This is a genomic window from Wenjunlia tyrosinilytica (assembly GCF_014646055.1).
Taxonomy (GTDB): Bacteria; Actinomycetota; Actinomycetes; order Streptomycetales; family Streptomycetaceae; genus Wenjunlia; species Wenjunlia tyrosinilytica.
In genome coordinates this window covers 1-20,947 of the sequence record NZ_BMMS01000058.1, presented here as the reverse complement: position 1 = coordinate 20,947, position 20,947 = coordinate 1, and the positions used below count along the sequence as shown (strand labels likewise).

The following is a 20,947-nucleotide window of genomic DNA, read 5'->3' as shown; positions in this document are numbered from 1 at the left end:
CGGCGAGGGCCGCGCGCTCGAGCACCTTGCTGATGCTTGGGGATGCCTCTCCGCCGGTGACACGCTGAACGGGCTGGTCCAGCCAGTCGAACAGGCGACGCTGAATCTCGTCAGTCAGCCAGCCGCCGTAGGAGGTGCCCTGGGCACCCTGCTCGACGACAAGGACGTTGTTCGTCTTCTTCACGCTCTCCTCGATCGCGGCCCAGTCCACGCTGGCGCGGTCAAGCCACCTCAGATCGATGACGTCGGCCTGTACCGACCCGATTTCGTCCAAGGCCTCCAGGCACCGGGCCACCATCGAGAGGTAGGAGATGACGGTAAGATCATCGCCACGTCTCCGGAAAGCTGCCTTGCCCACCGGAATGCAGTAGTCGAGGTCGTCGACCGGCCCCATGCCCGAAGAGCTGTACAGATCCACATGTTCCACGACGATGACGGGGTCCTTGCAGCGAAGGGCGGTGTTCATCAGCCCCACGTAGTCGAACGGGGTGGTCGGGGCGACAACACGCAGACCGGGGGCCGTGGTGAGGATCCCTACGGGGTCCATTGTGTGCTGGGACCCGTAGCCCGTTCCTGCCGCGACCTTACTGCGCAGGACAAACGGTACATCGTTGTCACCGCCGAACATGTGTCTCGCCTTGGCGACTTGGTTGAACAGCTGGTCCGCTGCCACCCACATGAAGTCGGCATACATGAGTTCGACAACGGGCTTGAAGCGGCCGTCGAGCGCTATGCCGCCCCCCAGTCCCACGAAGGCGTTCTCACTGATGGGCGTGCCGAGGATGCGGCCGGGAAAACGTTCCGGCAGATCCTTGGTAGCACCGTTGGTGCCGCCTTTGAGCTTGTGGACGTCCTCGCCCATCACAACGATGGAGTCGTCCTCGCTCATCCGACGCAGCATCACTTTGCTGACAGCGTCGATAAATTTGGCCGTGCCCGTTCTGCCGGTGAAGGTCTCGGCTTCCTCGAACCGTACGCCCTCGAATTCGCTCAGGTCACCGCGGATGCCCACATCGACGAAGTCGGGCTCAGGCCATTCCGACGACTTGATTTGCCGCTGGCCGGGCTTGCCGCCGGGCTTCGGCTCCAGCAGTCCGTCGCCCAACTCGGCCATCGTGGCCCGGATGTTCGCCTCCGCCGCGGCGATCTCCTCGTCGGTGGCCAGTTGGCGACGGAGCACGTGGCGCTTCATGGCGTCGATCGCGTCCCGATCACGCCATGCCTTCTCCTCCCCCTTGTCTCGATAGCCGAAGGCACTCCCAGGAAAGGAGCCGTTCTGGTGGAAGTACCGGTACACGTCCGCCTCGATGATGGTCGGTCCGCCACCCGACCGCATCACGTCGAGGGCCTCCTGCATCGCCAGGTACACCGCAACCGTGTCCATGCCATCCACCCGCCAGCTGGGAATGTTGAAGCCCAGGCCTCGCGCGGACAGCCGCGGCTCGGCGGTTGCCTCGTCCACTCGAGTGGAGACCGCATACAGGTTGTTTTCGATGAAGAAGCAGATCGGAAGCTTCCACGCGGCCGCCAGATTGAACGTCTCGAGTACTGACCCGATGTTCACGGCTCCGTCGCCGAAGTACGTCACCGCTACCGCATCAGCACCGGCCCGACGATGGGCCCATGCGTAGCCGGCCGCCTGCGGCACTCCCCCACCGACGATGGCGTTGGTACCAATCGCACCCGCCTCGTGCCACTGCAGGTGCATGGACCCGCCCCGGCCATGGCAGAAGCCGCGCGCAAGGCCGCAAATCTCCGCCAGTGTTCGCTGGAGGACCATCCGGACCTCCGGGGTGATCTTGGGCAGTGCTCCGGTCGGCGGTTCAGCCACATGGCCGAAGGCTTTGGCCAGGAACTGATGATGCCCTCGGTGGGAACCATTGACGACGTCGGCGCTGCGGAGGGGCAGCACCGACCCGACGGCCCCGCCCTCCTGCCCGATGCTTGAGTGCGCAGGACCGTGGACCAGGCCTTGACCAGAGAGCTCCAGGACGTACTCCTCGAATGAGCGGATCCAGAGCAGGTGACTAAGCATCCGGCGAAGGACATCGCCGTCGACGCGGTCCCAGTCCGCCTGGGTGGACCGCAGCTCCACCCAGTTCGACGCCGGACGCAGCCGATGGTGCGTGGCCATGAAGCCTCCTCGAAGTGGGCTTGTACTGCCGGACGATGACACAAGTAGGATCCAATCGCAAGACCTTCCATGCGAGGCCAGCACCACAAACGGCATTGAACCGGCCACACCTCCGAGGGGCGTTCCACAATTGGATCCGATTTGACTTGTCATGCGTGGTGCAGAGTCAGGCTCTCACCTGAGCGGAGTCGACCACTTCGGCCTCACCGTCCCCGACCTCGAGTAAGCACGGCAGTTCCTGGTCGAGGTTCTGGACTGCGAGTACCAGTACTCACTCGGTCCCTTCCACGAGGAGAAGAGCACCTGGATGACCGATCATCCAGGTGTTGTCCGCGATGCTGTGATGCGCCAGTTGCACTTCTTCTGCTGCGGCAACGTCGCGATCGTCGAAGTCTTCGAGTACGAGGCGCCGGACCAGCGGCGAGTGCAACCGCGCAACATCGGCAGCCGATGTCGGCCAGGACGTTCTCCGCCGAGCTGGTGCTGACGCCGGGAACCATGGTCAACAGCCCGATCTTGCGGCGAAACGGGGCCAGCTGTCGGGTGATCTCCTCACTCAGCCGGGCTTCGGTCCCGCTTGCCGCGTCGATGCGGTCCACCATGGCCCGGGCGAGGAGGGCGTGGTGGTCGGTGAACTGGCTGTCAGTGCCTGAGCGAGGATCTGACACTTGGCGCGCATGCTCGCCCTTGGCCATCTCGGCGAGGACCTGCGGATCGCGCTCCTCGGCGATCAGGGCCTCCAGCATCGCGCGAGCGGACATGCCCAGCCGGTCCGAGACGACCGCGGACAGTTTGAACCGACATGCACGGGCTCCCGCCGCCGCAGGTGCAGGCTGGGACCGATGAGGTGCTGTACGACGACGGTCCGGCTAACGGAACGTGCCGCCGCGGCCCGCGACGAAGCGGCGTTGCTGGTTGCACATGACGCGCCGCATATCTGGCATCTGTTCGACTCTCTCCTTCCGGAGAGCAGCGCGGCGCTGCAAGCGCTGGGTGAGCACATCAGCCGCCACACCCGCTGAGCCAGCCAACGGGGTGGGTCGGGTGCCCTGGGGGTCAGCGCCCGAGACTGGGCAGCAGCACAGCTTTGACCACGGAACCATCGTTCGTGGCGGCTGCTGCACGCTCGATGTCCTCAAGCGGGAACGTCGCCACCAGCTTCCCCATCGGCAGTTGGCCCGCAGCCACCAGCTTCGCGAGCTGCGGCAAGAACGTGGGCGGATTGCTTCGCCCTTCGACCACCCCGTGCACCCGTTTACCGCCATTCACCAGGTCCGCGACGTCGACCGCGGCGGTCTGGCCGAAGGGCGGCACGCCGACCACCGCGACGCACCCGCCGGTGCCGAGCGCGTGGATGGCCTGGGTGAGCACTTCAGGCACGCCGCTGCACTCCACCACGTGGTCCGGGCCGCCTTCGGTGATCTCGCGCAGCGCCCGCACCGGGTCGGTGTCCCCGGCGTGGATGACGTGGGTCGCTCCCAGCGACTTGGCGAGCTCCAGGCCTGAGCGCTGCACGTCGACGGCGACCAACGCCCGAAGCGGAAGCAACGCGGCCGCCATCACGGCGGCAAGGCCCACCGCTCCCGCGCCGAAGACTGCGAGTGTGCTTCCGGCACGCGGCGTCAGGACGTTCAGCACCGCGCCGGCGGCGCCGTGCACCACCGCCGCGTACAGCAGAGGATGTCCGGCACCAGGATGCCGATCACGTGTTGATCGGCGGGTACGCAGCATGCGGGCTGCGGTAGTACAAGCTTCTCGTCGACGGCGACCACCCGCGCGGGCTGACTTTGCCACCGGATGTCAATGCTCTCGCTGAATTTGGGAGAGCAGCGACACCGGTGGCTGGGTTCAGCGCCCGTGACGCGGTGGCCCGGTGAAACCCGCCTTTGTTCGCGACCTCCTGAAGGTTTGCGGGGGCCATGAAACCGAACGACACTGCCTCGCCCTACTCTTCGAAGATCTCCGGGTGTCGGGACAACTCGACCCGGGTGCGCCGGATGTGACCGGCCAGGTAGCGCTCGGCGTCCACCGGGTCGCGCCGGTGCAGGGCCTCCAACAGCAGATCGTGCTCCGCGTTGATCACCCAGCGCTGGTGGGAGCCGACCACTCGCATGAACGCCCGCCGATAGTGCTGAGTCAAATTCCACATCCGCAGCACCGTCTCGGACAGCGACTCAAGCCGCACGTACTGGTACGTCAGCAGATGGAATTCCCGGTCCAGCCGGAGAAAATCGCCGACGTCGTCGTTCGCGGCAATCTGCTCCTGCAGATCGCCGAGCTTGGCCAGATCGGCGTCGGTGAAATGCGGCAGCGTCTCGATCAGAGCGAGCGGTTCGAGCCGTTCCCGCATCTGGTATATCAGGTCGACATCGGCGGCGGTCAGCGTGCTCACCCGGGCACCCTTGTTCGGCTTCGCCTCGAGCAGCCCCTCGGCGGTGAGCATGCGCAGCGCCTCTCGGACCGGCAGCCGACTCGCCCCGATCCGCGAGGCGACCTCTTCCTGCCTTACCCGGGTGCCAGGCAGCAGCTCGCCGTCGAGGATCGAGCGGCGCAGCTCAGCCGCCACCCGATGGGCGGCCCCGCCGAATCCGGTCAGTTCGTCAGTCATACTTCACGAGGATGCCCGATCGAAGGCCTTGCCCCCGGGATACGACACCAGCTCGAATTGCATTCCCCACGGGGCAAGGAAATAGACCCAGCGCTGGCCCTCGCTCGGCCCCGTGCTGGCGGTCGGTCGGCCGAGTACCCGGACACCCTGTTTGTGCAGGTAGGCGACCGCGCGGTCGAGGTCTTGAACGTAGAGCGCCACGTGGTGTCCGCCGACGTCGCTGTTGGCGGGCTGCCCGGTCCCGCGCTCGGGGGCCTCGTACTGGAAGACCTCGAAGATCGCCTGGTTGCCGCACCGGAAGAAGTGCAGCTGCCGCATCACCGCCCGAGGATGGACGTTGAGGTGTTCGCGCATCCAGTCGTCGTCGTGAATGAACGGGCCGAGCGAGTACACGTACTCACAGCCGAGCACGTCGACCAGGAACGCTCGCGCCTGTTCGAGGTCGGGGACCGTGAAGCCGACGTGGTCGACTCCCGCGAGTCCAGGAAGTCCCATTGCTCACTCCTATGATGTGATCCAATCTTGAACGCTCCTCACGCTATATGTCAAGATATTCGCAGGGAAGCCGTTGATGTAGGATCCAATCGCGTGTCAGTCTCTACCCATGGCCACTCCGAACGAGCTGCACCCGAGGCCGCGTGGACCGAGTTCGTCGTCGGCAACGACTTGGACGCCGCCGACCCGTGGCTCTCCGCACCATGTACCGCAGCTCGTGCTCATCCGGGCGTTCGAGGGCACTCGAGCGGCCGGTCCTGCTCGATTCGGGGAAGATCACTGCTCGCTCGGCGATGAAGGTCGAGCTCTTGGCGGATCACCGAGTGATCAACGGGGCACTGGCCGCGGAGTGAAGGCGCGTGTTCGCGCAGTCTCTCCGTGCGCCGCTGACCCGCATCGCATGATGGCCACTGATGCATATCGTCAGATTAGTAACCAAATGTCGCTGACCTCCGAGGAAAGGGGATCGCCGTGACCGAGCCCGAACTAGTCACCGTCGCCGCCGCACACGACGAGTTCGACGACGCGTGGAACGATCCGCGCACCACCTCGATCGCGCTACCTCCGGTCGACGTCAACAAGACGCTGGCCGAGCAGTATGCGGTGACCCCACGGACCCGGATGACCAGGGCCCAGGTGTGGGATATGGAGATGAAGAAGGCGTGGGACCCGCTGACGTACATCCCCTACATAGTCAGCGAAGGCCGTTCGTGGTCCGCCACCTCCCTGCCGGACGGCCGCCGCCACCTGCGCTCGTCGATCCAGAAGGCATGGCTCAATGACGAGCGAGGCCGGGTACTCGAAGGCGTGTTCACCGACTCGGCAACGCAGCGAGTCGTCTTCCTGGGCCGGGCCCGGATGGAGGGCCCGGACGGTGAGACGCTGCTCGCCGATCCCTACCAGCCCTTGTTCCACGTCGAGCACGGCGTGGCCGGCACCGACGACGAGCCGATGAACGTGTGGCGCATAGTCCTGCTGACCGAGAAACCCGATCCGCGCTTCGTCGACGCCTTCAAGGCGCAGGCGGCGGCTGGTGGTCTGCCCGGCTTCCTGGAGATCTACCTGGCCCACGACCTGGGCGTCCACGTCCGGCGCACTTTCGGAGAAGCGCCCCACGCATGACCGCCACCGCCCTGTTCATCAACGGCGAAGTGGGTGCCAGACACGGCCGGCGCCCACCGGCGCTGGCTGCTGGCTGCTGGCTGCTGGCTGCTGGCTGCACAATGGTCCCCATGCCGGCGCCCTAGCGCCCCCTCACCGTGCTGTCCATGGCAAGACCGCTCGCGGGGGGCCGGAGTCCGGAGGGGTGCTCAACGTGTTACCCAGTCGTGGTTCGGGCCGCACGGTCAAGGCGATGCTGCACGCCCCCAGGTGCGCAAGCCGTCTCACCGGTTCGAACGAGGTGGGGCGGCTGCTGTTCAAGGATGCCGCCGACTACGTCGTGAGCAATTCTATGGAGCCCGGTGGCAACGCTCCGTCCTGGTCTTCGCCGATGCCGACCCCGATGCTGCGGTCGACGGCGCGATGATCGCCAAGATGCGCAACGCGGGTGAGTCGCGCACCGCCCGCCAACCGCTTGTACGTCGAGGAGTGGGCCGCCGCCCGGCGTCCCGGCCGGCGGCCCTGGTCGTCGGTGACGCCACCGACCCGGCCACCCAGGTCGGCCCGTACACCGGAGACCTCGGCCGCGGCCTGCGGGTGAGCGAACGCGTGGAGGCCAGATGATGAGCCTCGACCGAGGTCTGGTCTGCGACCCGGCGGTCGCCCTTCGGCGGTGTGAAGCAGAGCGGCATCGGGCGAAGCGTCCTCGACTGCCTGGAGTCGACTTACATCGCCACGTCGCGATGATGCCCGATTGGTCCCGCCGCCGACCGCAAGCCGGGAAGGCGGTGGGACCGGCGGTCTACTACAGCAGGCCGGCCCGACGGCCGAGAGCCCTCGCGGCCTTCCCGGCCCGATTGATCAGGTCGGTCACCTGCATCCGGTCGGCCCTGGTGAACTGGCCGTCATGCAGGAGGAGCTCGCCGTCGACCATCACGTGCCGGGCGTCGCTCGACCGGACGGCGTGCACCAGCGTCGAGAGCGGATTGTGGGTGACCGCCGCATGCAGGGTGTTGATGTCGAACATGGCGATGTCAGCGCGAAGTCCGGGCGCTAGCGTGCCGAAGATGCCAGAGGCGTCGAGCGCCTCGGCACCGTACGAGGTTCCCATGGCCACCAGTGTGTCGACCGCGATGCTGGACGGGATGTGATGGACCTGATTCTGCAGCAGCCGAGTCCATTTGAGCTGTTCCAGCATATCGTTGGTGTGGTCGACCATCGGTCCGTCAGTGCCGAGCGCGACCCGGATGCCGCGGCGCAGCATTTCCCGCACGGGCGTAACACCGCCCCCGCGGGCCGCCTCCGAGCTGGGCGTGTGCGACACCGTGGCACCCGACTCGGCGATCAGCGCCAGATCTCGTTCGCGGGTGTTGATGGTGTGGGCCAGGATCCAGCGCCGGTCCAGGATGCCCAGGCGGTGCAGGAACTCGATGTCGGTGCGGCCGGTTTCCAGCACGTATTTGAGATAGCCGTCCTCCCTGGACATCGTCCCGCCCGCGATGTGCGCGGTGATGAAGGTGTTCAGCTCGGCCGCCAGGCCATGGCCGCCGATCAGCATCTCCTCGGTGGTCTGACCGGCCGCCACCCAGTGCGAGGTCGCCTCCAGTACCAGGCCGACCCGGATCCGGCCGTCAGCCGCGCCGTCCCAGGTCTCGAAGCAGGAGCGTGCGCTCTCGAAGTCGTCCTTGACGTCGCCCGGCCGCACGGCCTTGGCGAAGAACTGCCGCATGCCGCTGGCCGCGACCGGCTGCAGGATCGCCTCCTCCTCGCCCGCGGAGGTTTCGGCGACCAGATGGTTCACGCAGGTGGTGGTGCCGCCGCGGATCATGTCCAGCGCGGCGAGCTCGCTGGCCACCCGGAAGTCGTCCGGGGTGAGCTGGGCCTTGAGCGGGAACAGGCACTCCCAGATCCACTTCTCCAGCAGCCGGTCGTCACCGAGCCCTTTGCCGAGCAGATACCACTCGTGCTGGTGGGTGTTGACCAGGCCAGGCAGCACCAGGCAGTCCGAGACGTCGAGGGTGCGGTCGACAGGAGTCGAGGCGAACTCGCCGCGCGCGCCGAGCCCGGCGATGGTCTCTCCGTCGACCAGGACGTCGCCGCCCGCCAGCAGGTCGGCACGGGTAGGGGCGACCACCAGGCCACCTTGGAGCAAGGTCTTCATCTGAACCCCCTCTTTGCAACCGATCGCATATTCAAGTCGGTTGGATTAGGGTATCTGCTGGATCCAACTGGTGAAAGTGCTGTGCAATCGTGTGCTGGAGGGAGACCTCATGAGGATCGAAGACCGTACGGCCGTCTGGTCCGGCTACATCGGCGGGTGGCTGGCGACCGACGGGGCCGACACGTTCGACGTTCACGAGTCGGCCACCGGCAACCTGCTGGCCACGGTCGCGGCCAGCAGTGACCTGGAGGTTGCCCGGGCGGTGGCCGAGGCCCGCCGGGCGTACGAGGAGTATTGGCGGCACACCACTCCGCGTGAGCGGTCGTCGCTGATGCGCCAGGTCGCGCAGGTGATTCGGGAGCACGCCGACGAGATCGCCGAACTGGAGGCGCGCGAAGTAGGCAAGCCGAAGCGAGACGCGCTCCGCTTCGACGTCGCCTACAGCTCGTCGGCATTCGACTTCTATGGCGGGCTCGCCGAGACACTGCACGGCGAGATTGTCGACTCCGGGCCGATCGAGGCCCGGATCAAGTACGAGCCGTACGGGGTGGTCGCCGCAATCCTGCCGTTCAACTGGCCTCCGCTGCACTTCAGCAAGAAGTGCGCACCGGCGCTCGCGGCCGGGAACACCGTCGTGATCAAACCGGGCGAGCAAGCGCCGCTGGCGGTGCTGCGGATGGTCGAGCTGGCCAACACGGTGTTGCCGCCGGGCGTACTGAATGCGGTGACCGGCGTGACCGCCGGCCCCGCCCTCACTGCGAACCCGTTGGTCGAGCGGATCACCTTCACCGGCGCGACGGCGACCGGGCGGGCGGTGCTGCGGTCGGCTGCGGAAAATCTGACGTTCTCGACGATGGAGCTCGGCGGCAAGAACGCGCTGATCGTGCTCGACGACGCGGACATGAACACCGCAGTCGAAGTCGCGATCGAGGGCATGTTCTACAACCAGGGCGAGGCATGCACGTCGACCGCCCGGCTGCTGGTGCACGACTCGCGCCACGACGAGTTCGTCGACAGGTTCGGAGCGGCCGCGGAGCGCCTGGTGGTCGGCGACGGGCTCGACCCTCGCACCGACATCGGCGCGATGGTCGACCGGCGGCAGCAGGAGCGAGTGCTCGGCTATCTGCGGTCCGGACTGGACCAGGGAGCGCGGATCGCCGCCCAGGGCGGCCTGCCGGACGATCCTCGGCTGGCCGACGGCTACTTCGTGCCGCCGACGGTACTGGTCGACGTCACGCCGGACATGACGGTGGCACAAGAAGAGATCTTCGGCCCGATCGCCTGCGTGATCCGATACGAGACCGAGGACGAGGCGATCGCGGTCGCCAACGGCACGGCGTACGGGTTGACCTGCGCGATGATCACCGAGGATCACTTCCGGGCGAGCCGACTGGCCGACCGCCTGGAGGCCGGGATGATCTTCGTCAACAACTATATGCGGCGGGCCTTCCTGGGCACGCCGTTCGGTGGCGTGAAGGGCAGCGGCTTCGGCCGGGAGAATGCAGCCGAGACCCTCCACGAGTTTGTCCGAGCCAAGAACATCCGGTTCCCCTCGGGTAAGTCGCCGGTCCCGACCTGGCCTCCGCGTGACTGACTCGCTCCACGCCACGGTGGGGCCGGCAACAACGCCGCCCCACCGTTCCTTCACAGCCGTAAATGAGACTGCGGGCGGCTCCGCCCGGCCCGGAGTCGACAGGCACCCGAGGGCGTGCTCGACGTCAGGACAGGAAAGTCTCGTCGAGCAAACCGCCGGCGAGAGCCGCAACCGCGTCCGGACACTCGCCACGGGCGTGTGCCCGCCGCAGCTCGATAACCGTCTCAAGCTCGACCATCCGCAGTCGGCCGTCGCCGACCAGCCCAGTGGCCGAGTCGCGCAGGATCGCCAAGTGCCGCTCGACCGCATCACCAGTCAGACCGAGACGCTCGGCAATCGCGGTCGACACCTCCGCCGGGGCAGGTGTGCGCAGAATGTGACGGGCGGTGGCCACCAGCACCGAAGCCAGGTCACGCAGGGCATCCCGATTCCGCTCGACACCCATTCCGGTCGCGGTGAGCACGCTACCGACGTAAGGGCCGAGCTCGGTGACCGGCGACCGACGGCGCGCCCCGGCATCCTCGGCCACCAGGTCACTGCCGGCGTTCAGCACGGTGGCCACGCATGCGCCGCTCAGCAACGCTCTGACCCGGCGGGGCGTGGCGCCGAACGCCTCGACCCGATAGTCCTCATCGGCTCGCAGGCCGGCCCTGGCCAGCAGTTCGAAGGCGACGAAGGCAAAACCCGAGCCCCGCACGTCGACGCCGACCGTCCCGCCGCGGATATCTTCGACCTGCTCACGGCCGGGGCCTGTGAACAGAGCCAGTCCGAGGCCGCGGTCCAGCGCCGCGAGAATCCGCACGTCGCCGGTGCGCCCGAGCGGGTTCTCCTGGACGAACCGGTAGGCGAACACGTTGTCCGGGTTGGTCAGTCCAGCGTCAAGTCGGCCGTCGAAAAGGTCGGCGAACTGCTGCGGCGACGAGGTCACCGGCAGCTCGACGACGGCCAGCCCGGCCGCGTCCAGCCGGCCGGTCACCCGGGCCACCTCAAGCAACACCGACGGGCTGAACGTTCCGAGCCGTATCTGACGCATCGTGCCCTCCCAAGCCGAGGCTTGCCCCAGGCTGCCTTCTGAGGCAGCCTACACTGCAATCGATCGCAATTCGAAGACAAGGTGACTTGCACATCGACGATGTCATGACATTGCCAACGCCCTGGGCCGACTGGAGCGGCGCGGCAGCACGGGCACCCGCTTTGGCCCGGCGGCCGCCGGCGGCCGACTGCAGGGTAGCTGCCCCTCTCCCGCACTCGCAGCAAAGCCGCGGACCTCATCGTCCATGGGGCGACGAGGTGACCACCGACCCCAGTTCTCAGGCGGTACCAACCCCATGGTGCTGACTGACTCGTCGACCGCTTCCGACAATATTCTGCGATCGTTCACACCAATGCAGCCTGGGTCGGCACTGAGATGTTGGCGGCATCGGTAAGTGGTAACCCCAAGGCGTTACGGGCCGGCAACCCCACCGACAAGACAACCATCGGCCTGCTGCAGGACCTGCTCCGGGCTCTCGGCAACAAGATCCACTCGTCGCGGGCCGACACCGCCGCCTGACCGTCGTGAACACGCTCCGGCGCGGGCCCGCCAAACCCCCGGCCGCCCCGCGCCGGAGCCCCGCCCCCGAGACAACCGGAGATGCGGTGGACTCCATCACACCTCACCCCAGCCCGTCAGCCGGGACCGCCGCCCCGGCGCACACCTCCCGAGCCCCGTGCACCCGACCACCACACGCCTGCGCTTCGCTCTCCTCGGCAGGGCATGCGGTCTCGGACTGTTCGAGTGGTGGTGGCTGTTGCGGGTGCCGAGTGGATACAAGCCGGTCGGCTTCGCCTACGGGGCCTCCGGACGGGGGCACATCTCGACGCCTCGCCCGCCACCACCACAGTGCGGATGTTGGTGCTCGTCGATGCTGGGCGAACGACCATACTTGGCTGGTCCCGGACGCTTGAGAAAGATCGGCGCCGTCCAGCACCGTCGAGTGTTGACACCACGCCTTGTCCAACCGCATGGTCAAGGGTTGTCTCGTCTGACAGGTCGATGAAAAGTCGCTCACCATGGGGGACGGCAGCTTCGTTTTGCGCTCACCAATTGACAGCTATGTACTGAGATTCGGTGAACTCAAGCAGACCGTCATGTCCTCCCTCTCGGCCGAGCCCGCTCTGTTTCGTTCCGCCGAAGGGCGCTGCCGGGTCGGAAACGATCCCGCGGTTGAGGCCGACCATGCCTGAATCCATCGCCTCAGCGACCCGCAGTCCTCTCGCGAGATCACGCGTGCACACATAGGAAACGAGCCCGTACTCCGAGTCGTTCGCCATCGCGATAGATTCGGCCTCGTCGTCGAAGACGACCACGGGCGCAACCGGCCCGAAGATCTCCTCCGTCAGAACCGGCGCACCTGGTGGTACCTCTGCGAGCACCGTCGGGGGATAGAAGTAGCCGGGACCATCCTTGATGGATCCTCCGGTGACCACGGAGGCGCCCATCGCCACAGTCCCCTCTACGAGTTGCGCTACCTTCTCCCGTGTTGCGGCGTTGACCAACGGGCCCAGTGAAACACTGGCATCCAAGCCATGGCCCATTTTCTGCGCGGCCATTCGTTCGGCAAGGAGGGCGGTGAACCTTGCTGCTACGCCCTGCTGGACGTAGAAACGGTTCGCGGCTGTGCATGCCTCACCGCCGTTCCGCATTTTGGCGACCATCGCGATATCCACGGCGGCATCGAGGTCGGCGTCGGCGAACACGATGAAAGGGGCGTTGCCGCCAAGCTCCATCGAAGGGCTGACGACAGTCTTTGCTGCGGTCGCGAGTAGGCGCCTGCCGACTTCCGTCGAGCCAGTGAACGAGAGCTTACGCACTCGCGCATCGTCCAACATTGCCTGCACGACGGGGCCGGAACGAGCCGAGGGCAGTACGTTCACCACACCGGCAGGCACCCCCACCTCCATGAGAATTTCCGCAATGGCAAGCGCAGTCAGTGGCGTCTCACTCGCCGGTTTCAGGACGACTGTGCACCCGGCTGCCAACGCCGGCCCGATCTTGCGTGTCGCCATAGCTGCCGGAAAGTTCCACGGCGTGACGAGAACAGATACACCGATGGGCTTGCGCACAACAAGAATTCGGTTTGCTCCCGAAGGAGCCAGCTGGACGGTGCCGACCGCGCGCACCGCTTCTTCGGCATACCATCGGAAGAATTCGGCAGCATAGGCGACCTCGCCGCGAGCATCGGCCAGCGTCTTGCCGTTCTCCAGGACGATCAACGCGGCGAGCTTCTCTGTACGGTCGGTCATCGCCTCGAATGCACGCCGCAGGATCTCCGCCCTTACGCGCGGTGGGGTCGCAGCCCAACCCGGTCCAGCTTTGTGCGCGGCATCCACTGCGGCGATTCCGTCACTGACCGAGGCGTTTGCCACAGAGGCGATCTCTTTGCCTGTCGCCGGGTCATACACTGGGATCCGGAGACCGTCGGAGGCGGAACGCCAGGCCCCGTCGAGGAACAGTTCGAGGGGCACATCTCGCAGAATGGTGTCTTGCTCAACCGTTGTCACTGGCACTCTCATCAATACTTGTTGGCGACGAACAGTTCCTGCGCTGGAAACTTGGTGATCACTTGAGGACCCTGGTCGGTGACCACGACCTCTTCCTCGATCCGCGCAGCGGAGAACCCGTCACTGGCGGGGCAGTACGTCTCCAGGGCAAACACCATGCCCGGTTGGATCTCGACTGGATTGTCGAGGCTGTTGAGCCGGGAAATGATCGGCCGTTCGTGCAGCCCGAGACCCAGACCGTGGCCAAACTGCAGGCCGAAAGCCGCCATCTCGCTCTCGAAACCGAACTCTGTCGCTGCGGGCCACACGCGCGCAACGTCGTCGGTACCGACACCGGGGCCCACCGTGGCTATCGCGGCGTCCATCCACTCGCGTGCCTTTGTATAGGCGTCACGCTGCGATGGGGTCGCGCTCCCTACGCTGAACGTACGGTAGTAGCAGGTCCGGTAACCGTTGTAGGACTGGATGATATCGAAGAACGCCTGGTCGCCTGGGCGGATGATGCGGTCGGAGAAGTTGTGCGGATGCGGATTGCACCGCTCTCCTGAGACTGCGTTAATGGCTTCGACCTGGTCCGAACCCATCTCGTAGAGACGCTTGTTGGCCAGCGCGACTATCTCATTCTCACGGACGCCCGGTTTGAGGGCCTCCACAATGTCCTGGTATACGCCATCGACCATGGCTGCGGCCTGGGTGAGGAGGATGATCTCGTCACTGGACTTGATTTGCCGTGCGTCGAGCATCAACTGCTGCGCGTCCACCGCTCTCAACCCCTGCCGCTGCATCTCGAACAGAAACGGCGGCTCCACGATATCCATGCCTACCGGCTGATTCGCGAGACCCGCATCGGTGAGCATTCCCTTGATCTCACGCACCGCCGATTCCATCAGCCCATCGCTGGGAGCGATGGCCCCTCGCAGACCGAGCATGCCGGCCCGCGAGTTCTCCGGCAGCAGCCACGGCGAGTACAACTGGTGGTGCTTGGCCGCGGAACCGAAGTCCCACAACACCGGTTCGCCCCCGCGGGTCAGCAGGGCATACCGGGTCATCTTGTCGCCCAGCGCACCGCCGATCCACGTCTGGGTCACGTAGCGGATGTTGTAGAAGTCGAACAGCAAGAACGCGCCACACTCGCTCGATTCCAGCGCCGCCCTCGCCCGCTCGAGTCGATACTCCCGCAGCCGGTCGAAATCCACCCGCTGCTCGAAGTCGACGCCAGTGTGCCCCGGCGCGGGCAGCGGGCGCACCGTTGTACTGATCGATGCCATGTCAGCCGCCCAGCCCGTCGTCGACCGACACGCCCTCTGGCCTGAGTTCGATTCCGGAGCGCCGCGCCTGCTCCAGAATCAGTTCGGCGAAGTCGTTTTCCCGCGAACCCGCCCCAATGGCCTCGGCGACGAGTTGCGCGGTGGCCGACGCGACCGGCATGGGCACCTCGAGTTCACGCGCGGCCGCCAGCCCCAGATCGAAGTCCTTGCGCAGCAAGGGCATCGTGAACGTCGGCGTGAAGTCGAGATTCACCAGCGCCGGCGTCTTGTAGCGGCTGAACACCGAGCCCATGACGGAGTTGTTGATGAACTCCAGGAACGCGGCGCGGCTCACACCACCCTTCTCCGCCAGCACGGTTACCTCTGCGAGCGACTGGGTCATCACGCCGAGCAGGACGTTGTGGGCGATCTTCACCAAGCGCGCGACATCATCTTCACCCACGTAGGTCACGCCGCGCCCCAGCAGGTCCAGCAGCGGTCGGGCCGCGTCGAACGCCTCGCGCTGTCCGGACGCCGCCAGTGTCAGCTTCCCCGACTTGACCACCTTCGGGTTTCCACTCACCGGCGCAGCCAGGAAATCCGTACCGCGGCCTGTCGCCGCTTCTCGGGCACTGGCCGACGCCGCGACGGACACAGTGGACGAATCGATGATCAGTCCCGGCGCGACCTCGCGTGTCAGAAGCCCATTCTCGCCTACCGTTACCGCGGTAAGGTCGGCAGACGCGGACACCATGATGAACACGACATCGCGGGCAGCCAGTTCGGCAGGGGTATCGACGACCGTCGCGCCCCGCGCCGAGAGCGGCTCAGCCTTTGCGCGCGTTCGGTTGTATACCGCCACGTCATGGCCTGCGTCCAGCAGCCGCGAGGCAAGCTGAAAACCCATCCGGCCCGTGCCGATCCACCCGATCCTCGGGTGCTCGTTCGCGCGATAGCCCATCGTCATCCTCCGGCGAGTTCGAGAGACGTTCTCCGCAGCCGACCGCGATGCCTTCCCTGCGTGGCTGCAATCGATTGCGTTATCGTCCCGTTGGATCCTCGGTACTGTCAAGCTTTTCGGGGTAAACTCGGGTGTGACCGGTTGCAAGAGACGCCCTAACATGAGGATCCATGGGGAAACCACCGACCATCGCCGATGTCGCCAGCCTCGCCGGCGTGCACAAGGCCACGGCCTCACGCGCGCTCAATCCGCGAACCAGCGACCAGGTCAACGCGAAGACCGCGCGTCGCGTGCTGATGGCCGCCAAGCGCCTTGGCTACCAGCCGAACGCCCTCGCCCGCAGCTTGCGCACAAACCGGTCGGCCACGCTCGGCGTCCTCATCCCCGACCTGACGAACCCGCTGTTCCCGCTCGTGGTGCGTGGCATCGAGGACACGATCGGTGCGCATGGTTACACCGCGCTGCTTGCAAATACTGACAACGACCCGCTGCGCACGCAAACGCAGTTCGACGCGCTGTTGTCTCGTAAAGTCGATGGGTTCCTGATCGCTTCCGCGATGCGCGATGATCCTCTACTGACTCGGGTGGCGGAGCAGGGAATCCCGGTCGTGCTGATCAATCGGACGACCGACGCGCCACTCTTTCCTGCGGTGACCGGTGACGACGAGGCTGGGGTCGCGACCGCTGTCGAGCACCTTGTCGGCCTCGGGCACAGGCACATCGCGCACCTATCCGGCCCTGCCACGGTTTCCACTGGTCTCGTTCGTGCCCAGGCGTTCCACCATGCTATAGCAGCGCACTCGCTACCTGAGGTAGTCGTGGAGTGCGCCTCCTACAGCGAAAGCGCCGGCGCCGCGGCAGCCTCTTGCCTGCTGGAGGAACATCCTGAGACGACGGCAATCCTGGCCGGGAACGACATGATCGCCCTCGGCGTGCTCCAAGCGTTGAGCGAGCGCGGATTGGACTGCCCCCGTGAAATCTCGCTCATCGGGTTCAACGACATGCTGTTCGTTGACAAGCTCACTCCGCCGCTCACGACCGTTCACGTGCCCCACCACCGGCTAGGCGCCGAGGCCGCCCAACTGCTGCTCGACCAGCTCGCGGGAGCGGATAGCACGCCGAAAAGGGTGTCGCTCCCGCTACGTCTGGTTGTCCGTGGGTCTACTGGATCGGCGTGCTAGACGTCACAGGGGCCGATTCCCGGCTTGGATCTAGAGAAGGTGTTCGCGATTCCTTGGCTGATTCTGTCCTCCCGGTGGCATAGACGTCGGCAGAATCTGCCGCAGGCAGGAGGGTACCGTCGAGCGTCGGATGCCACTGCGAGGCAAGATCACCCCAAGGGGTCTGCACAGCCAGTGGGCGCGTCTCGACGACTGGCCTGGCCGCCGGGTGCAAGTGCCTCTGGACATGCTTGGCGTCGTTCCAAGACGTTCCTGAGAAGCATCAGACGCCACCCGTACGCTTCCTCATGGTGCGGTGCGCTTCGAATCGAGGAACCACACTGGCACGAGGACGACTGCAGGCAGCACCGTCAGTTGCCATAGCGCGGCGTGCTGCCAGCCCAGAGTGGTGACGAGGCGCGCGAAGACGAACCCGGAGACAGAAGCGGCGCTGTAGTAGGACGCCACGAACAGCCCGGCGGCGCGTCCCACGTGCCTGGGACGGACGGAACGCTGCATCATGCTGTTGCAGTTGGTGAACATCGATCCGGCGGCAAACGTTCCCATCAAGAACGCGCAAACGAACTGCCATTGTGTTGTGTGAGGCCCGGCGAACAGCAGGAGGCCTGAGACCGAGACGCCGGCGAAAGTGACGAGCAAGACCTTGCGCTGGTCGAACCGGTCGCCGAGCCAACCGCTGGGCAAGGACATCGCCGCTCCGGCCCCCACGAGGCTGGTCGCGAGCGCCCCTTGGCCGACGCTGAAATGCAAGGTTTCGCGCAGATAGGTGGGATACAGACCGAGGAAACCATAGAAGACCAGGCCCCCCGCGGCGGAAGCGACGGCGAGCAAGATCGTGTTCCGGTTGTAGGGGGTGTCCGGTAGATGCTCGCATTCGGCCACCACCTCGCCGGCGCCGCTGGCCGTTCCTTCAGTCAGGCCTTTGTGCAGGCTGAAGGTCATCACCGCGGCTATCGCCAACCCGAGAAGGCCGAAGAACACGAATGGAGCCCGCCAGGAACCATAGCTGGTGGCCAGCCCAGTACCGATCAACGGGCCGAAGAACACTCCGGCCCCGAACGCGACACCCAGAGCGCCGAGGGCGAGCGATCGGCGGACGAGGAAGAACGAGCTGATGGCGGCGTACAGCGCTGCAGCCTGCATGCCTTCCCCGCAGCCTGAGATCAGCCGGTAGACCGCAAGGTCACCGAACGCCGTGGCCAGCGGTGTGACGAGCGTGCCCACCGAGTAGATCACGATACTGAGGATGAGGACCGTCCGGCGCGACCATCGGTCCACCAGGTAGCCCGCTGGAATGCCGGCCACCGCGATACCGAGCGTGAAGCCCGTCGCAAGCAGCCCGCCTTCCGAAAGCGAGAAGTTGTAGGTGGCGGCGATCTCCGGGAGCAGGGGGTAGAACACCTGCCGGTCCATCGCATTGATCATGAAAGACACGGCCATGAGGCCGAAGCCGAGGACGATGAGCGGACGAGGCACTGGGGGTCGAGCGGGCGCAGGCTGCGCGTTCGCCTCCGAAGCGTGCCAGGCGGGTTTGGTCATGAGTCGATCTCCTCACTCCAGCGAATGCGATCGATTGCAAAAGATAGGCGCAGGTATCCTGGCTACACAACACTTGATACCAAGATTCCTGGGAGCAAACGGTTGCACCTGTACCGTCTGAGACCTCACAAAACGGTATGAAGTGTCCGACTGAAACCGATCTTGGGACTGGCCGGGCTCCCTTCGAGGCACCCTCCATCGCGACCAAGGATCAGTGTGGCTGCGGGACGAAGGGGGTGGGGAGCTACAGCACCCGACGACAATGCCGCCAATCGCTGAGGGCGAGCAGTATCGAAGGGGGCCGTGCCCCGCGCGGCCTGGCCGCCGTACGGCTGGCGACGACCACGGTCGTGCCCTGCACCTTGGCATGACAGCACCGCAGGTCCAACGAGCTCGTGCACGGTAGGCGGGGAGACGTCGAGTGTCGACATGGTCGCGTGGTGGGCGACTCGTCTCGTGCAGCGATCATCAGCGACCGAGGGATCACAGGTCTGTCAGCCCATGTGATTGTCGAACTCGTCACCGAGACGGGCCGTTGTGCGCCTCCGAGGTCGTCGACCACCTCGGCGCCGGGCCCGACACCTCGGCCGCCGCAAGCACATGAGCGACATCGTCCAAGCCGTCGCCAAAACCTGCTGTCCCATCAGCAGACCGCGGACCTGACGTCGGCGCGACAGATGTGGACACCGAGCCTTGCCGGCATCCTCGACGTCTCCCGCCTACCGTGCACGACCTCGTTGGGGTCCGTGCGCCCCGGCGCGCCACCGGCGGACGGCCAAGCTGTCCATTGAGTCCGGTTGGCCGCGTCCTCCGCAGGGGGAGCGGTTCAGTACCTCAATTGCGGGCTCTCTGGCGCGGTGATGCCGAACCGCTCATCCAGAACGCGGAGGACTTCGGCCTCATCGGAGAGATCCCGCTCAGTAACAGCGCCGTCGGGAGCGGTCTCGATGAGGTGCCGACCATCCAGTGCCAGGTGTCCGTCGGGAGTGGCCCGCTGTACGAAGAGACGGCTGCGGAAGGGAGAACGGGGATGGGTGGCCACATACCAATTTGCGACCTGGGTATCGATGGACTCGAAAGGGTCAAGGGTAAAGACGTACTGAGAGATCCAGCTCTCCCCGGCAACATCACCCGGTGCCCGTGCCTGGAGCGACCACAGTTCCAGAGGGCCGCTGCGCGGTAGGTGGACGAGCCGGTGGCGGCGGCCGCGATGATGGGACTCCACATCGACCGTCAGCGGGACCGGTTCCACCAGGCCGCCCACCGAGCCGAAGCCGACGTCGGCAAGGTACGGCTGCAGGTTTCCTGGAGCACGCACTACCAGTGTCATGTGGGTGCGCGGGCGGCTCTCCACGGAGTCTGCCCCCAGAACAACTCGCCCGGCCACGGGCGTTACCTCGAAACCCAGCGCCTGCAGGGCCAACGCGAAGAGTGTGTTCTGCTCGAAGCAGTAGCCGCCCCGGCGGCTGTGAACCAGTTTAGCCATCAGATCGGACGGCCTGAGGGACGGGACTGTGGCACTCAGAAGATCGAGGTTCTCGAATGGAAATGTCAGCAAATGTGCCCAGTGCATGCCCCGCAGCGTGGCCACATCCGCCCGTCGCGCGCCGTTCCAGCCGATCACGTCCAGATATGCGTCCAAGTCAAAACCGCTCTCGGACTCGGTCGACTGCTCTGCCTCGGGGGCCTTGGCGGGCTTCGCCGATCCTTTCCTTTCGACCTGTCGTGGATGGTCCGTTCGGTTGGCATGTTCGATTTCTGGCATAATGCCAGATTACATTAGTGGTCTTCGCGGACCCGCAGCTCCAGCAACATGGTGGCCGAAGACAGCGGAACCTGCATGGAGTAGACCAGGTCTGCGATTTTTCGCCACCTGCTGAAATTGAACTCGTGGTGTCGTAGGGGCTGACGGCTCCTCGCTCGCTGCGGTATGACCGAGGCATGCGGTATCCATAAGGGGGCGGGCGCTTCGCCCGGGTGAGGCGAGCTCGGTGATCGCCAAGGACCTGCGGGTGAGTGTCCGGTCGGTGCAGCGGTGGCGGCAGGCGTGGGAGGAGGGCGGTCCGCGGGCTCTGCGGTCGCAGGGGTCGGCGTCGCTGCCGAGGAAGGCCTTGTCGTCGGGCCAGTTGTCCGCTCTCGGGCCGCGCGGGATGCCGAACGAGGTGGTGTAGCGCTTGACGTACGCCTGGATGTCGGAGTCGATGGCCAGGCTCATGGTGCCGTGGTGGTCACCGGCGAGGAAGGGTCTGTCAAACGAGCGGTGTAACTGGGGTAGTTGGGGTTACTGGCGGGCTGCTGAGAGGCGGCCGTCGAAGGTGATGTCGAAGGCGTTCAGTGCGGTCTTCCAGCGCATGGTCCAGCGGGCCTGTCCCTTGCCGGTGGG

General features: G+C 65.8%; 19 protein-coding genes and 1 pseudogene. 8 read left to right on the top strand and 12 right to left on the bottom strand.

Annotated features, from left to right (window positions below):
- Positions 1-2,134, bottom strand: a 2,134-nt coding sequence (locus IEY86_RS34110) for an alpha-ketoacid dehydrogenase subunit alpha/beta (protein ID WP_189135790.1), incomplete at its 3' end; no start/stop codon positions are given.
- A 271-nt stretch (positions 2,135-2,405) separates the two neighbouring features.
- Entirely contained in the window at positions 2,406-2,564 is a 159-nt protein-coding gene (locus IEY86_RS34105; protein ID WP_189135789.1) for a hypothetical protein, read from the bottom strand.
- A gap of 238 nt (positions 2,565-2,802) precedes the next feature.
- Here IEY86_RS34105 and IEY86_RS34100 point away from each other — a divergent pair, with 238 nt between their 5' ends.
- Positions 2,803-3,156: a hypothetical protein gene (locus IEY86_RS34100; RefSeq protein WP_189135788.1), complete on the top strand. Its 354-nt coding sequence runs from the start codon at positions 2,803-2,805 to the stop codon at positions 3,154-3,156.
- A 34-nt stretch (positions 3,157-3,190) separates the two neighbouring features.
- On the opposite strand, the gene IEY86_RS34095 is transcribed toward IEY86_RS34100, so the two are convergent.
- The 3 genes from IEY86_RS34095 to IEY86_RS34085 all read right to left on the bottom strand — a co-directional run bounded on the left by IEY86_RS34095 (position 3,191) and on the right by IEY86_RS34085 (position 5,237).
- Entirely contained in the window at positions 3,191-3,865 is a 675-nt protein-coding gene (locus IEY86_RS34095) for a zinc-binding dehydrogenase (RefSeq protein ID WP_189135787.1), read from the bottom strand.
- Between the two features lie 214 nt (positions 3,866-4,079).
- Entirely contained in the window at positions 4,080-4,742 is a 663-nt protein-coding gene (locus IEY86_RS34090) for a GntR family transcriptional regulator (protein WP_189135786.1), read from the bottom strand.
- Between the two features lie 3 nt (positions 4,743-4,745).
- Positions 4,746-5,237 (bottom strand): VOC family protein, encoded by a 492-nt coding sequence (locus IEY86_RS34085; protein ID WP_189135785.1) that lies wholly within the window; start codon positions 5,235-5,237, stop codon positions 4,746-4,748.
- Between the two features lie 203 nt (positions 5,238-5,440).
- Between IEY86_RS34085 and IEY86_RS38385 the strand changes: the two genes are divergently transcribed.
- The 4 genes from IEY86_RS38385 (at position 5,441) to IEY86_RS37235 (ending at position 6,962) form a co-directional block, all read left to right on the top strand.
- Entirely contained in the window at positions 5,441-5,590 is a 150-nt protein-coding gene (locus tag IEY86_RS38385) for a 2-oxo acid dehydrogenase subunit E2 (protein ID WP_373287137.1), read from the top strand.
- 118 nt (positions 5,591-5,708) lie between these two features.
- Complete coding sequence (locus IEY86_RS34075) at positions 5,709-6,359, top strand: hypothetical protein (RefSeq protein WP_189135783.1); 651 nt, start codon at positions 5,709-5,711, stop codon at positions 6,357-6,359.
- Between the two features lie 193 nt (positions 6,360-6,552).
- Positions 6,553-6,765: a hypothetical protein gene (locus IEY86_RS34070; protein ID WP_189135782.1), complete on the top strand. Its 213-nt coding sequence runs from the start codon at positions 6,553-6,555 to the stop codon at positions 6,763-6,765.
- Positions 6,762-6,962, top strand: coding sequence for a hypothetical protein (locus tag IEY86_RS37235; protein WP_229699011.1), 201 nt, complete (start codon positions 6,762-6,764; stop codon positions 6,960-6,962). The genes IEY86_RS34070 and IEY86_RS37235 overlap by 4 nt, the downstream gene beginning before the upstream one ends.
- A gap of 181 nt (positions 6,963-7,143) precedes the next feature.
- Here IEY86_RS37235 and IEY86_RS34060 read toward each other — a convergent pair whose 3' ends face one another.
- Positions 7,144-8,499, bottom strand: a complete 1,356-nt coding sequence (locus IEY86_RS34060; protein WP_189135781.1) for an amidohydrolase family protein — start codon at positions 8,497-8,499, stop codon at positions 7,144-7,146.
- A 109-nt stretch (positions 8,500-8,608) separates the two neighbouring features.
- Here IEY86_RS34060 and IEY86_RS34055 point away from each other — a divergent pair, with 109 nt between their 5' ends.
- A complete protein-coding gene (locus IEY86_RS34055; protein ID WP_189135780.1) occupies positions 8,609-10,093 on the top strand; it encodes an aldehyde dehydrogenase family protein in 1,485 nt (494 codons plus the stop codon).
- A gap of 124 nt (positions 10,094-10,217) precedes the next feature.
- On the opposite strand, the gene IEY86_RS34050 is transcribed toward IEY86_RS34055, so the two are convergent.
- The 4 genes from IEY86_RS34050 to IEY86_RS34035 form a co-directional block, all read right to left on the bottom strand.
- Positions 10,218-11,126, bottom strand: a complete 909-nt coding sequence (locus tag IEY86_RS34050) for an ABC transporter substrate-binding protein (RefSeq protein WP_189135779.1) — start codon at positions 11,124-11,126, stop codon at positions 10,218-10,220.
- A gap of 1,046 nt (positions 11,127-12,172) precedes the next feature.
- The gene (locus IEY86_RS34045; protein ID WP_308425198.1) at positions 12,173-13,636 is read right to left on the bottom strand and encodes an NAD-dependent succinate-semialdehyde dehydrogenase; all 1,464 of its coding nucleotides are present in this window, start codon (positions 13,634-13,636) and stop codon (positions 12,173-12,175) included.
- Between the two features lie 11 nt (positions 13,637-13,647).
- Positions 13,648-14,904, bottom strand: coding sequence for a M24 family metallopeptidase (locus IEY86_RS34040; protein ID WP_189135777.1), 1,257 nt, complete (start codon positions 14,902-14,904; stop codon positions 13,648-13,650).
- Between the two features lies 1 nt (position 14,905).
- On the bottom strand, positions 14,906-15,850 hold the full coding sequence (locus IEY86_RS34035) for an NAD(P)-dependent oxidoreductase (RefSeq protein WP_265806111.1): 945 nt from the start codon (positions 15,848-15,850) through the stop codon (positions 14,906-14,908).
- A gap of 164 nt (positions 15,851-16,014) precedes the next feature.
- Between IEY86_RS34035 and IEY86_RS34030 the strand changes: the two genes are divergently transcribed.
- On the top strand, positions 16,015-17,025 hold the full coding sequence (locus tag IEY86_RS34030) for a LacI family DNA-binding transcriptional regulator (protein WP_189135775.1): 1,011 nt from the start codon (positions 16,015-16,017) through the stop codon (positions 17,023-17,025).
- A gap of 285 nt (positions 17,026-17,310) precedes the next feature.
- Here the strand turns inward: IEY86_RS34030 and IEY86_RS34025 are convergent, their stop codons facing one another.
- Together IEY86_RS34025 and IEY86_RS34020 are read right to left on the bottom strand one after the other, a co-directional pair.
- Positions 17,311-18,564, bottom strand: a complete 1,254-nt coding sequence (locus tag IEY86_RS34025) for an MFS transporter (protein WP_189135774.1) — start codon at positions 18,562-18,564, stop codon at positions 17,311-17,313.
- Positions 18,565-19,390: 826 nt separating this feature from the next.
- On the bottom strand, positions 19,391-20,329 hold the full coding sequence (locus IEY86_RS34020) for an arylamine N-acetyltransferase family protein (protein ID WP_189135773.1): 939 nt from the start codon (positions 20,327-20,329) through the stop codon (positions 19,391-19,393).
- A gap of 211 nt (positions 20,330-20,540) precedes the next feature.
- On the opposite strand from IEY86_RS34020, the pseudogene IEY86_RS38555 reads away from it, so the two are divergent.
- Positions 20,541-20,669 (top strand): annotated as a pseudogene (locus IEY86_RS38555) (helix-turn-helix domain-containing protein); the annotation flags it as partial.
- Positions 20,670-20,947 lie beyond the last annotated feature (278 nt).

Coding starts and splice junctions, on each gene's coding strand:
- IEY86_RS37235 (WP_229699011.1), top strand. CDS start 6,762: ATGATCGCCAAGATGCGCAACGCGGGTGAGTCGCGCACCGCCCGCCAA.
- IEY86_RS34050 (WP_189135779.1), bottom strand. CDS start 11,126: ATGCGTCAGATACGGCTCGGAACGTTCAGCCCGTCGGTGTTGCTTGAG.
- IEY86_RS34090 (WP_189135786.1), bottom strand. CDS start 4,742: ATGACTGACGAACTGACCGGATTCGGCGGGGCCGCCCATCGGGTGGCG.
- IEY86_RS34095 (WP_189135787.1), bottom strand. CDS start 3,865: ATGCTGCGTACCCGCCGATCAACACGTGATCGGCATCCTGGTGCCGGA.
- IEY86_RS34055 (WP_189135780.1), top strand. CDS start 8,609: ATGAGGATCGAAGACCGTACGGCCGTCTGGTCCGGCTACATCGGCGGG.
- IEY86_RS38385 (WP_373287137.1), top strand. CDS start 5,441: ATGTACCGCAGCTCGTGCTCATCCGGGCGTTCGAGGGCACTCGAGCGG.
- IEY86_RS34030 (WP_189135775.1), top strand. CDS start 16,015: ATGGGGAAACCACCGACCATCGCCGATGTCGCCAGCCTCGCCGGCGTG.
- IEY86_RS34035 (WP_265806111.1), bottom strand. CDS start 15,850: ATGACGATGGGCTATCGCGCGAACGAGCACCCGAGGATCGGGTGGATC.
- IEY86_RS34040 (WP_189135777.1), bottom strand. CDS start 14,904: ATGGCATCGATCAGTACAACGGTGCGCCCGCTGCCCGCGCCGGGGCAC.
- IEY86_RS34085 (WP_189135785.1), bottom strand. CDS start 5,237: ATGGGACTTCCTGGACTCGCGGGAGTCGACCACGTCGGCTTCACGGTC.
- IEY86_RS34025 (WP_189135774.1), bottom strand. CDS start 18,564: ATGACCAAACCCGCCTGGCACGCTTCGGAGGCGAACGCGCAGCCTGCG.
- IEY86_RS34060 (WP_189135781.1), bottom strand. CDS start 8,499: ATGAAGACCTTGCTCCAAGGTGGCCTGGTGGTCGCCCCTACCCGTGCC.
- IEY86_RS34020 (WP_189135773.1), bottom strand. CDS start 20,329: ATGCCAGAAATCGAACATGCCAACCGAACGGACCATCCACGACAGGTC.